13 protein-coding genes are annotated in these 11,829 nt (G+C 69.3%); 8 read left to right on the top strand and 5 right to left on the bottom strand.

Translation table 11 applies throughout. The features are described 5' to 3' along the window. The first annotated feature begins 116 nt into the window (after positions 1–116). The 4 genes from lipB (at position 117) to AB0L59_RS04390 (ending at position 3,195) form a co-directional block, all read left to right on the top strand. On the top strand, positions 117–914 hold the full coding sequence (gene lipB, locus AB0L59_RS04405; RefSeq protein ID WP_365579040.1) for a lipoyl(octanoyl) transferase LipB: 798 nt from the start codon (positions 117–119) through the stop codon (positions 912–914). A 117-nt stretch (positions 915–1,031) separates the two neighbouring features. Continuing rightward, positions 1,032–1,997, top strand: a complete 966-nt coding sequence (gene lipA / locus AB0L59_RS04400; protein ID WP_365579038.1) for a lipoyl synthase — start codon at positions 1,032–1,034, stop codon at positions 1,995–1,997. Positions 1,998–2,227: 230 nt separating this feature from the next. Then, positions 2,228–2,425 (top strand): hypothetical protein, encoded by a 198-nt coding sequence (locus AB0L59_RS04395; RefSeq protein ID WP_208901281.1) that lies wholly within the window; start codon positions 2,228–2,230, stop codon positions 2,423–2,425. A gap of 80 nt (positions 2,426–2,505) precedes the next feature. After that, positions 2,506–3,195, top strand: coding sequence for a DUF4191 domain-containing protein (locus AB0L59_RS04390; protein WP_365579036.1), 690 nt, complete (start codon positions 2,506–2,508; stop codon positions 3,193–3,195). A 34-nt stretch (positions 3,196–3,229) separates the two neighbouring features. Here AB0L59_RS04390 and AB0L59_RS04385 read toward each other — a convergent pair whose 3' ends face one another. Together AB0L59_RS04385 and AB0L59_RS04380 are read right to left on the bottom strand one after the other, a co-directional pair. Further along, positions 3,230–3,730 (bottom strand): flavin reductase family protein, encoded by a 501-nt coding sequence (locus tag AB0L59_RS04385; RefSeq protein ID WP_365579034.1) that lies wholly within the window; start codon positions 3,728–3,730, stop codon positions 3,230–3,232. 155 nt (positions 3,731–3,885) lie between these two features. Further along, complete coding sequence (locus AB0L59_RS04380) at positions 3,886–4,353, bottom strand: RDD family protein (protein WP_365579032.1); 468 nt, start codon at positions 4,351–4,353, stop codon at positions 3,886–3,888. 210 nt (positions 4,354–4,563) lie between these two features. On the opposite strand from AB0L59_RS04380, the gene glnA reads away from it, so the two are divergent. After that, positions 4,564–5,973 (top strand): type I glutamate--ammonia ligase, encoded by a 1,410-nt coding sequence (gene glnA / locus AB0L59_RS04375; RefSeq protein WP_365579030.1) that lies wholly within the window; start codon positions 4,564–4,566, stop codon positions 5,971–5,973. 321 nt (positions 5,974–6,294) lie between these two features. Next, positions 6,295–6,561, top strand: a complete 267-nt coding sequence (locus AB0L59_RS04370) for a hypothetical protein (RefSeq protein ID WP_365579028.1) — start codon at positions 6,295–6,297, stop codon at positions 6,559–6,561. 277 nt (positions 6,562–6,838) lie between these two features. Here AB0L59_RS04370 and AB0L59_RS04365 read toward each other — a convergent pair whose 3' ends face one another. The 3 genes from AB0L59_RS04365 to AB0L59_RS04355 all read right to left on the bottom strand — a co-directional run bounded on the left by AB0L59_RS04365 (position 6,839) and on the right by AB0L59_RS04355 (position 9,965). Further along, entirely contained in the window at positions 6,839–8,047 is a 1,209-nt protein-coding gene (locus tag AB0L59_RS04365; RefSeq protein WP_365579026.1) for an MFS transporter, read from the bottom strand. A gap of 87 nt (positions 8,048–8,134) precedes the next feature. Beyond that, the gene (locus AB0L59_RS04360; protein WP_365579024.1) at positions 8,135–9,283 is read right to left on the bottom strand and encodes a hypothetical protein; all 1,149 of its coding nucleotides are present in this window, start codon (positions 9,281–9,283) and stop codon (positions 8,135–8,137) included. A gap of 91 nt (positions 9,284–9,374) precedes the next feature. Continuing rightward, entirely contained in the window at positions 9,375–9,965 is a 591-nt protein-coding gene (locus AB0L59_RS04355) for a cysteine hydrolase family protein (protein WP_365579022.1), read from the bottom strand. A 136-nt stretch (positions 9,966–10,101) separates the two neighbouring features. Here AB0L59_RS04355 and AB0L59_RS04350 point away from each other — a divergent pair, with 136 nt between their 5' ends. Beyond that, positions 10,102–11,094 carry a DJ-1/PfpI family protein gene (locus AB0L59_RS04350; RefSeq protein ID WP_365579020.1) on the top strand — a complete coding sequence of 331 codons (993 nt, stop codon included), beginning with the start codon at positions 10,102–10,104 and terminating at the stop codon, positions 11,092–11,094. A 74-nt stretch (positions 11,095–11,168) separates the two neighbouring features. Then, positions 11,169–11,759, top strand: coding sequence for a cysteine hydrolase family protein (locus AB0L59_RS04345; protein ID WP_365579018.1), 591 nt, complete (start codon positions 11,169–11,171; stop codon positions 11,757–11,759). Positions 11,760–11,829: the final 70 nt, after the last annotated feature.

Below are 11,829 nucleotides of genomic sequence, written 5' to 3'. Positions count from 1 at the left end.
GGCATTCATCCGATCGTGTGAGGAACGCCCGCAGGGCTGACGTACGCCGGTCGGACGTACAGTGGCGTGGGCGCGTTACGTGCCTGACACACCGGTCGCTGAGGGAGGCGCTTGCCGTGAGTGAGTTGCGGTTCGTCCGCATGGGGTTCGGTGCGGATGCCGTCGCGTACCAGGAGGCCTGGGACGAGCAGCGCCGGGTGCACGCGGCCCGGTTCGCCGACGAGGTCCCGGACACCGTGATCCTCCTGGAGCACCCCCCGGTGTACACGGCCGGCCGGCGCACCGAGGACAGCGAGCGCCCGCTGGACGGCACCCCGGTCATCGACGTGGACCGCGGCGGAAAGATCACCTGGCACGGCCCGGGGCAGCTGGTGGGCTACCCGATCCAGAAGCTCCCGCGCCCGGTGGACGTGGTCGCGCACGTACGGCGCCTGGAGGAGGCCCTCATCCGCACCTGCGCCGAGTTCGGCCTGGAGACCACCCGGGTCGAGGGCCGCAGCGGCGTGTGGGTGCTCGGCGACCCGGTCGAGAAGCGGCCGTCGCTCGGCGGGCTCTCCCTGGACTTCGACCCGCGGCTGCACGACGAGGAGTTCGACCCCCGCCTCAACGGCCCGGAATACGCTCCCTCCAACGCCGGCCAGCGCCGCGAGGACCGCAAGATCGCCCAGATCGGCATCCGGGTGGCCAAGGGCGTCACCATGCACGGCTTCTCGTTCAACGTGAACCCCGACATGAAGTGGTTCGACCGGATCATCCCGTGCGGGATCCGGGACGCGGGAGTCGCCTCCCTCGCGGCCGAGCTGGGGCGGGACGTCACGATCGAGGAGGTCCTGCCGGTGGTCGAGACGCACCTGCAGGACATCCTGGAGAACGCGGAGCTCAAGCCGCGGTCGATCGAGAAGGCGTCCGCCTGAGACGCCGGCCGTCCGGGAATGCGCCCTGCGACCACGAGGTTGATCTCCTCGGCAGGGCGCAATGAACACGGGCGTACCCTGGTGTGCGCCGAGGAATCAAAGCTTAGGGAGCCGGTCGTGTCCGCAGTCGCACCCGACGGACGCAAGATGCTGCGCCTGGAGGTCCGCAACAGCCAGACCCCCATCGAGCGCAAGCCCGAGTGGATCAAGACCCGGGCGAAAATGGGCCCCGAGTACACGAAGATGCAGAACCTCGTGAAGAGCGAGGGCCTGCACACGGTCTGCCAGGAAGCCGGCTGCCCGAACATCTACGAGTGCTGGGAGGACCGCGAGGCGACCTTCCTCATCGGCGGCGACCAGTGCACCCGGCGCTGCGACTTCTGCCAGATCGACACGGGCAAGCCCGAGGCGCTCGACCGCGACGAGCCGCGCCGCGTGGGTGAGTCCGTGGTCACGATGGACCTGAACTACGCCACCATCACCGGTGTCGCCCGCGACGACCTGGAGGACGGCGGCGCCTGGCTGTACGCCGAGACCGTGCGCCAGATCCACCGGCAGACCGCGGACCGCGAGGGCGGCCGTACGAAGGTCGAGCTGCTGGCTCCCGACTTCAACGCGGTCCCGGAGCAGCTGGCGGAGGTCTTCTCGGCGCGGCCCGAGGTCTTCGCGCACAACGTCGAGACCGTGCCCCGGATCTTCAAGCGGATCCGCCCCGGCTTCCGCTACGAGCGCTCCCTGAAGGTCATCACGGAGGCCCGCGACCACGGCCTGGTGACCAAGTCCAACCTGATCCTCGGCATGGGCGAGACCCGCGAGGAGGTCAGCGAGGCGCTCAGGCAGTTGCACGACGCCGGCTGCGAGCTGGTCACCATCACCCAGTACCTGCGCCCCTCCGTCCGGCACCACCCCGTCGAGCGCTGGGTGAAGCCGCAGGAGTTCGTGGAGCTGAAGGAGGAGGCCGAGCAGATCGGCTTCTCCGGTGTGATGTCGGGTCCGCTGGTGCGCTCCTCGTACCGGGCCGGGCGCCTGTACCAGATGGCCGTCGAGAAGCGGGGCACGTACATCGCCGCCCAGGCGGTGTGAGCCCAGCGTGTGAATTCACGCACAAGTACCTACCGGCCAGTAATGGCCGAGTCGACGCGGTCCTGACCGTCCTCGCTGATGAGGGCGGGCGTCAGGGCCGCGTCAGCGTTTCAGCGCCCTGTATCAAGGCTTCATTGGTGTTTGACCGCTCGGACATGCCCTGGTAACACCAATCAGTGACTCTGGTATCACGCCTCGTACACCACCCGCTCCGAGGGGGGACCTCGATCATGCAGGCCGCGCCCGTACGCGCCACCGCCATCCCGTCCTTCACCGACGCCCTGCGCGCCGTCGAGTCCCTGCTCATGAGCGGCGGCCAGCGCACCGCCCGGCGCAACGCGTGGACCTCCGTGCTGGAGGACCGCCGTCGCGCCAAGGACCGGGTCGAGGCGCAGCGCTTCCTGGAGCAGGCCGCCGGCCGCTCCTGACTCCTCCCCGCGCCTTCCCGGCGCCCTCCTCCCGGGCACTGCCGTCGTCCGCGCTCCCGGGGCCACGTAGACTTCGTGACATGGCGAGGAAGGAAACCGCGGCGGACGCCGCGAACGCAGGGCGACTGAAGCAGATCGCTCTCACGTACAAGATGACCCGTAAGGCCGACAAGAAGATCGGTCTTGTACTCGGGGGCGTGGGCATCGGCGTTCTCGCTGTCTTCCTCGCGATCGGCTTTCTGATCGGCCACCCGGTCTACCTGGGCATCTTCGGCCTGCTGATCGGCCTGCTGGCGACGGCGATCGTGTTCGGCCGCCGGGCCGAGCGCGCCGCCTTCGGCCAGATGGAGGGCCAGCCGGGCGCCGCGGCCGCCGTACTGGACAACATCGGCCGGGGCTGGACGACGACTCCCGCGGTGGCGATGAACCGCAGCCAGGACGTGGTGCACCGGGCGGTCGGCAAGGCCGGCATCGTGCTGGTCGCCGAGGGCAACCCGAACCGGGTGAAGAGCCTGCTGGCCGCCGAGAAGAAGAAGATGAACCGCATCGTCGCGGACGTCCCCGTGCACGACGTGATCGTCGGCAACGGCGAGGGCCAGGTCGAGCTGAAGAAGCTGCGCACGACCATGCTGAAGTTCCCGCGCGTGCTGACCGGCCCCCAGGTGACGGCCACCAACGACCGGCTGCGCGCCATGGGCGACCTCATGAGCAACATGCCGCTGCCGAAGGGCCCCATGCCCAAGGGCATGCGGATGCCGAAGGGCCGTTGAGCCTCGTGGGCCCGGGCCGGTCTCCCGGCCCGCGTCAGGAAAGGGCCCGGAACTTCCGGTCGCAGTAGACCATCGGGGTCCCCTCGCCCAGCCGCACTCCCGTTACCCGGCCGATCAGGATCGTGTGATCCCCGGCCGGGTAACGCGCGTATGCGGCACAGTCCAGCTGCACGGGCGCCTGCAGCACCGCCGGCAGTCCGGTGGGGCTCGGCTGCAGCAGGGCGTCGGAGAACTTGTCCGCGCCCTTGGTGGCGAACAGCAGGGCCAGGGGCTGGTGCTGCGGGGCCAGGACGCTCACCGCGAAGTGGTCGCAGCGCGCGAAGACCGCCGCCGAGTCGGCCCCGTCCGCGAGACACACCAGAACGAGCGGTGGTTCGAGGGACACGGAACAGAAGGAGCTGGCGGTGAAGCCGCGTGGGGTACCGTCCTCGCAGCGGGCGGTCACCACCACCACGCCCGACGGAAAGCGTGCCATGGCGTCCCGGAACTCCTCGGGCGTCACCTCGGCCGCCATCACATCCTGAGCATCGGTCATACCGCGACGATGCCGTCGGCGGTGCGACCGGGCAACCGGATGGGTGCATCTGGACCACTGCCGGGTGCAGGTCCGTCGTGGCTGGTCGCGCCCGCGCGGCGGAGCCGCGTACCGACACGGCCCCGCGCCCCGGGCAAGCCGCGGCTCGCCAGGGGTCAGACCCGCACCTCGACGGTCTTCGCCAGCCGGTCGTGCAGGCCGCGCCCGTCCCGGTCCCAGATCAGCGCGGGGATCGCCAGGCACAGCAGGATCGTGCGGACCAGCGAGCGCAGCGGGTTGACCGTGCCGCTCTCCAGGGCCACGACCCGGATGCCGAAGAGGCGCTTGCCGGGCGTGAAGCCGATCGTGCCGACGGTCAGGGCGCTCATGACGAAGAAGACACCGAGCGCCCAGTTGCTCGTGGCCGGGCTGTAGCCACGGGTGATCAGGCCGTATGCGATCAAGACGCACAGCCCCCAGTCCACGGCCAGCGCGCCGAGCCGCCGGCCGGGCCGTGCGAGGGAGTTCGGCCCGTACTGCGGGAGGCCGAGCTGCTCACCCCGGTAGCCGAAGTCCGCACCGGCCTCTTCCATGGCCGCGCGGGGCCCGGAGAGCCACGATCCGATTGCCTGCCTGTTGTCCACGCGTCCACGGTACTGCGCCCGGTTTCGGGCACTGTGCCGAGGGGTGTGTCAGGGCTACGGTGGACACGTGGCCGGTTAACTTCTGCGAAACAAATGGGTCACGCCCGAGAAATCACCCGTCCCTAGGGTTCAGACCAGCGTGTGCCACCGCACTGGCCGCACGAACGATCTACCACCCCGGCGAGGACGGTCGGGAGTAGGAGGAGCTGGATGTTCCAGAACGCCGACGAGGCCAAGAAGTTCATCGCGGACGAGGACGTCAAGTTCATCGACGTCCGCTTCTGCGACCTGCCGGGCGTCATGCAGCACTTCACGGTGCCCGTTGAGGCGTTCGACCCGGACGAGGAGCTGGCCTTCGACGGATCGTCGATCCGTGGTTTCCAGGCCATCCACGAGTCCGACATGGCGCTGCGCGCCGACCTGTCCACCGCCCGGGTGGACGCGTTCCGCCGGGACAAGACCCTCAACATCAACTTCTTCATCCACGACCCGATCACGGGCGAGCAGTACTCCCGTGACCCGCGCAACGTGGCGAAGAAGGCCGAGGCCTACCTCGCCTCGACCGGTATCGCGGACACCGCGTACTTCGGCCCCGAGGCCGAGTTCTACGTCTTCGACTCCGTGCGCTTCGCGACCAGCGCGAACGAGTCCTTCTACCACATCGACTCCGAGGCCGGCGCCTGGAACACCGGTGCGGTGGAGAACAACCGCGGCTACAAGGTCCGCTACAAGGGCGGCTACTTCCCGGTCGCGCCGGTCGACCACTTCGCCGACCTGCGCGCCGAGATCTCCCTGGAGCTGGAGAAGTCCGGCCTGAAGGTCGAGCGCCAGCACCACGAGGTGGGCACCGCGGGCCAGGCGGAGATCAACTACAAGTTCAACACCCTGCTCGCCGCCGCCGACGACCTGCAGCTCTTCAAGTACATCGTGAAGAACGTGGCCTGGCGCAACGGCAAGACCGCGACCTTCATGCCGAAGCCCATCTTCGGTGACAACGGCTCCGGCATGCACGTGCACCAGTCGCTGTGGAGCAACGGCGACCCGCTGTTCTACGACGAGGCCGGCTACGCGGGCCTGTCGGACACCGCCCGCTACTACATCGGCGGCATCCTCAAGCACGCCCCGTCGCTGCTGGCCTTCACCAACCCGACGGTGAACTCGTACCACCGTCTGGTGCCGGGCTTCGAGGCGCCGATCAACCTGGTGTACTCCCAGCGCAACCGCTCCGCGGCCATGCGTATCCCGATCACCGGCTCCAACCCGAAGGCCAAGCGCGTCGAGTTCCGCGCGCCCGACTCCTCCGGCAACCCGTACCTGGCCTTCTCCGCCCTGCTCCTCGCGGGTCTGGACGGCATCAAGAACAAGATCGAGCCGGCCGAGCCGATCGACAAGGACCTGTACGAGCTGGCTCCCGAGGAGCACGCGAACGTCGCCCAGGTCCCGACCTCCCTGAACGCCGTCCTCGACGCGCTCGAGGCCGACCACGAGTTCCTCCTCCAGGGCGACGTGTTCACGTCCGACCTGATCGAGACGTGGATCGACCTCAAGCGCACCAACGAGATCGCGCCGCTGCAGCTGCGTCCGCACCCGCACGAGTTCGAGCTGTACTTCGACGTGTGATATCGCCCCAGGTCAGAGCGGGTTTCCGCTCCCCTGGGCCGTCTGTGGGCCGTCGGCCGGCTCTCCCAGCGCGGGAGAGCCGGCCGTCGGCTTTTCGGCCCCGGCTTCCGGGGCCGGCTCCGGCTGCGTCGTCTTCCCCGGTAAGCGATATCTGGACTGACAGCTCGACGACCCGGCCGGCCGGGCACGAGGGGACCTCCGTGGTAGCCCCGGGCGACATCAGCCTACGGACGTCACACCGCGGATGCACCTAAAAGGTGTGAATGGGTCGTAGCAGTTGTGGTTACTCCGACAGGACCCCCACAGAACGGAGACCGCCCCATGGTGATCAAGAAGCTTCACGACATGGGCATCCGCAGCGAACACGCCTACATCGCCGGCCTTGCCTCCATCGGATTCAGCGTTGCGGCCTGGATGGGCAGCCTGAAGGTCGAACCCGGCGTCGGCCTCGACCGCGCCGACCGGTGGGGCATTTTCGTCGGCGAATGGGCGCCCACGTTCTTCGGGCTCGGCCTCGCCCTCTCCCACTACGAGCAGCAGGACGGCACACTCACCGGCAGCGTCCACCCGCTGCGGGCAGCCGGCTGACCCGGCACCGACTGCGCCCGCCCCCGACAAGGGGTGGGCGCCATGCCGCCTCAGGGGGTGTGGCGTGGACGTGGCCGAGCCAGAGGACGTTGCGGCGGCGGCCTGCGGGGAGCGCCAGGGTGGTGGCCCGGAGGCGTAGGAGCACCGAATCGACCGAACCCATTACAGGCGCGTTTGTCGATCTTCGACGTATGACGGACAGCGGGCCACCGGGAGATCCGTGGTCCGGCCCGAAGGCCCCTCCGCTCTTCACGCAGAGCAGCGGGGCCTTCGGGTTCTACCCGTGCGCCCGGCCCGCGGCCGGGCGCACGAAGGCCGGGCGGCCGGCGAGCAGACCGAGGGCCGTTTCCGGGATCAGCAGCGCGATCAGCAGGAGCAGCGGGACCGTCCAGCTCCCGGTGAGGCTGTGGGTCAGGCCGATCGTCAGCGGTCCGAGCGCTGCCACCAGGTAGCCGCCGCTCTGCGCCATGCCGGACAGCCGGGCGGCGACCGGCGCGCTCGGCGAGCGCAGGCTCAGCAGGGTGAAGGCGAGCGGGAAGGCACTGCCGGTCGCGAGTCCGAGGAAGGCGATCCAGAGCCATCCGGCCCGCGGGGCGAGGAGGATGCCGAACAGGGCCACCGCCTTCGTGACGGCGATGCCGGTGATCAGCGGCCGTTGGGTGGGCAGCCGCGTCGCGAGCACGGGGACGGCGAAGCCCAGCGGAATGCTGATGATCTGTATGACCGAGACCATCATTCCGGCCTCCGTCGGGGCGAACCCGTCGTCGTGCATGATCTCCGGCAGCCACGCCATGAGCGCGTAGAACAGCAGCGACACCATGCCGAGGAAGCCCGCGACCGCCCAGGCGAGCGGCGAGCGCAGCAGCGAGTCGCCACGGGCCGCGGCGGTGTGGGAGACGTGGGGGTGTGCTCGGCGCCCGCGTGCCGCGAGCGGTCCCCACGTCAGCGCGGCGATGAGGGAGGGGACCGCCCACACGGCGAGGGCGCTGCGCCATCCGGCGGCGTCGTGGAGCGGGATGGCGAGCCCGGCGGCCAGGGCTCCGCTGCCCGCCATCAGCATCATCGCCAGCCCGGTGAGGGACCCCACCCGGGCCGCGAAGTGGCGTTTGACGACCACGGGCAGGAGTACGTTGCCCACGGCGATGCCCGCGCCGGCCAGCACGGTGCCGGTGAAGAGCAGCACGGTGGAGGGGAAGGCCCGCAGCAGGATGCCCGTCGTGAGCAGGGTGAGCGCGCCCACGATGGTGGTTTCGGTGCCGACGCGGTGGGCCATCGGCGCGGCGAGCGAGGCGAAGCCGCCGAGGCACAGCACGGGCAGGGTGGCCAGGCAGCTGACTTCGACGCCGCTGAGCTGGAACGTCGCCTGCAGGTCGCCCATCATGGGCGAGATACCGGTGATCGCCGCGCGTAGGTTGAGTGCGAGGAGCATGAGGCCGGTCAGCGCCCACAGTCTGCCCGCACGGTTGATGACGGATGAAGGTTTCACGTTCCCCCCGGAGAAATGCCGAAGGCTTCCCCGCCGTGGGGAAGCCTTCGCTTGCACGAGACGTCCGGCGCACCGGACCGGCGGCACTCAGACGACTGACGCAGTGGCCGCCGACCTGTTGTGGAACGGGCAGACGATCTGGTTGACCTGGCCCTTGGTGAGGGCGCCGGCGGCATGGGCGCCGGTGCCGCCGTCGCCGAGAAGCCGGAGGATCTCGGTGGAGAGCAGATCCTGCCGGCCCTTGAGGGCGTCGGCGGTGGTCTGGTCCGTGGCGAACACCATTTCGGCGGCGATGTTGTCCTGCACGATGCGGGCGAGGTTGTCCAGCGCGACGTGGACGGGGTCGCCCGGGGTCTGGGCGGTCATCAGGTCGATCAGATGGGTGCCGGCCTTGCCCTGGTTCAGGAAGTTCTTGATGATGATGCTGTTCTGGTTCAGCTCGTACGTGGTCCACAGGGACAGCACCACCACGTAGAGGTTGCTCCAGGCGTCGTCCCCGACCTGCTTCTTCCAGCGCGTCAGGAGGTTGCTGACGCCCTGGATCTGCACCTTGGACGACCAGTACATGTTGGTGCGGATGCTCGGGTAGACCGCGCCGGAGAAGTCCTCGAAGGACCTCATGTCGAACTCCCGGGTGCGGAGGGTGTCCGCGATGTACTCGTGCGCGTGGTCGAGGATGAACGCGCAGGAGTCGTGCAGGTCCGCGGGGAGCCTGGCCTCCTCCAGCTGCCGGCGGGCGGTGTCCAGGGTGGTGGAGAAGGCCTGCAGCGGGGTGGTCCAGCTGGTGTCCTTGGGCCCGGTGAACGCGACCGTCGCGAGGTCGTGCGGGTCGATGTACGCGGCCTGCGAGGGCGGGATGTCCCTGGGGTCCAGGTAGGGCGCGCAGATGGAGTAGATGCCCAGCGGGGTGTGCGCGACGGACTTGGCCAGTTCGAAGATCTCGTCGACGGGCTGGATCTGTTCCACGACCTTGCCGTCGTCGACGAGGTAGTAGGTGCCGCCCTGCATGTCGTTGTTGACGACGACGACGGGGCCGAGGTGGTTGATCAGGTTGGCGCGGAGGGTGTCGTAGTTGGTGCGCATGCCGGTGTCGACGGCTCGGATGCTGTCACGGGCGGCCTTCTGCCGGTCGGCGTCGGTGTCGGCGTGGGCGGTGCCGGTGGTGGTGAGGTTGGTCAGGGCAGCGGTGGCGCCGACGGCAGCGGCGGCACCCAGAACGGTTCTTCGAGTAGGCACTTTCTCAATTCCCCCCTGGGAAGAACGCGCAGCCCCCAGCTGCGCGCACGGAATTCGGAATTGTCAGTTCCGGAGTTTTCCGGTCCGTCGGTCAGCTGAGAGACGAGACGGACGGGACGACGACGCCGTACAGATCGGCGATCGTCGCCAGCGCACTGTGGTGAAGCTGCTCGGCCGACACCTCCGCCACGTCGGTCTTCAGGGAGCGGGTGGCGGTGGCGTCGGCCACCACCGTGGGCCGGTTGCCGCGCAGGAACGCGCCCTGGGCGGTGAAGGTGACACACATGTGGGTCATGAAGCCGGCCAGCACGAGGTCGTCGTTTCCGGCCTCGTCCACCAGCTCGCCCAGGTTCGTGCCGTGGAAGGCGTCGGGCGCCTGCTTGGTGACCACCGGTTCCCCGTCCACCGGGGTCACCTTCTCGTGGATCCGGCCGACTTCGGCGTTCAGGTCGTACGGGCTGCCCGCGCCGGCGTCGTGCTGAACATGGATGATCTTCGCGCCCGCCGTACGGGCCTCGGCCAGCAGTTCGGCCGCGCGGTCGAGGGCGGTCTCCCAGCCCTCCAGCTCCATGACGCCCCGGGTGTAGGTGTTCTGGACGTCGATCAGGATCAGCGTCGCCCGCGCGAGCGATGCCGGGGTCGGGTCCAGGGAGCTGAGGTCACGCAGGGTATTCGAAGGCACTGCCGTCCCTTTCCGGGCTGTTCATCGGGAATTCCGGGCCATTCGCGGTGGCCGGAAATCACGCTACGATCCGCCCCATATCGCGGCAATGACGCGAAGTTTGCAGATACGGACATGCCGCGCGGGGGGAATGAGAATGAGCAGCATCGAGCGTTTTGTCGTCATCATGCTTTTCGACGGCGTGGACCTGGTCGACGTCACCGGACCACCGGAGGTGTTCACTCTCCTGGAGCGGGAGATGGACGGCGAGACGGGCTATCGCGTCGTGCTGGCGGCCGAGACGACGGACCCCGTCACCACCTCCGCCAGGGTCCGCGTCCTGCCCGACACGACGTTCGAGGAGGTCGCGCGACGACGCATCGACACCCTGATCGTGCCCGGCTCCGTCGACGTCGACGCCGAGCGCCGTGTGCACGCCCGCGTCGATCCCGCTGTGGTCGCCTGGGTGAAGACGCTCGCCGCCCGGACCCGGCGGCTCGCCTCCGTCTGCGTCGGCGCGCACCTCCTCGCGGCGGCCGGCCTGCTGGACGGGAAGCGTGCCACCACCCACTGGTCGACCGCGCAGCAGCTCGCCGCGGACCATCCGTCGGTCGAGGTCGACGCGGATCCGATCTTCGTCCGGGACGGCGGGGTGTGGACCGGTGCGGGTATCACCGCCTGCCTGGATCTGTCCCTCGCTCTCGTGGCCGAGGACTTCGGCGAACCCGCCGCCATGAGCGTCGCCCGTCAGCTGGTGATGTACCTGAAGCGCCCCGGCGGCCAGAGCCAGTTCAGCGTTCCGACCCAGGTCGCCTCGACCACCCGGCGCATGGACGACGTACGCCACTTCATCACGCAGAACATCGCGGGGCGCCTCACCCTCGCCGATGTCGCCGCCCGCGCCCACGTCAGCGAGCGCCACCTCACCAGGATGTTCAGGGAACAGCTCGGCACCACCCCGGCGTCCTACATCGAGTCCACGCGCGTCGAAGTGGCACGGAACCGGCTCGAGACCACGGACGACACCCTGGAGCGCGTGGCCACCGTCTCCGGCTTCAACACCGTCGACACCCTCATTCGCGCGTTCCGGCGGAAGCTCAACACGACGCCCACGGAGTACCGCAACCGGTTCCGGCACCGCGCCGGCTGAGAGCACCCGGATGTCCGGATCTGCAAGTTGCCTGACATTGCCGCCACGCCGGCGCCGCTCCTAGCGTGATGACCATGGCTACGACGACTCTGCGTGACCTCAACGGCTTCGATCAGACCCCGGCCTCGCTCGCCGGCTCGACGCTGATCCTCATCGACTACCAGAACACCTACACCCGGGGCGTCATGGAACTGGCGGGCTGGCAGGCCGCGCTCGACGCCGGCGCCGAGCTGCTGGCCCGGGCGCGGAGCGCGGGGGCGCCGGTCGTCCACGTCGTCAACGACGGCGGCGTGGGCACGCCCTACGACATCCGCGAGGAGATCGGGCGGATCCACCCGAGGGTCGCGCCGGCCGAGGGCGAGGCGGTGGTCGTCAAGCAGGTGCCCAACGCCTTCCACGACACCGATCTGGCCACGCACGTGGACGCCACCGGGCACAAGGACCTGATCATCGCGGGTTTCATGACCCACATGTGCGTGGCCTTCACCGCGCAGGGCGCCTTCCTGCGCGGCAACCGGCCCACCGTCGTGGCCGACGCCTGCGCGACCCGCCCGCTGCGCACCGCCGTGGCCGAGGTGGCCGCCGAGCAGCTTCACCACGGCGCACTCGCGACGATCGCGGACCTGTACGGCGTCGTCGTCCCGTCGGCCGCGTCGCTCGGCTGAATCCGCCGCCCCCGCGTCGCAGGGCAACCATTCCGGCTTCCCAGGCTTCCTACTTTCAGGGGATCGCCCC

Origin of the sequence: Streptomyces sp. NPDC052109 (assembly GCF_040680195.1) — a bacterium.
GTDB lineage: Bacteria > Actinomycetota > Actinomycetes > Streptomycetales > Streptomycetaceae > Streptomyces.
This window is presented reverse-complemented; position numbering and strand designations above follow the sequence as displayed.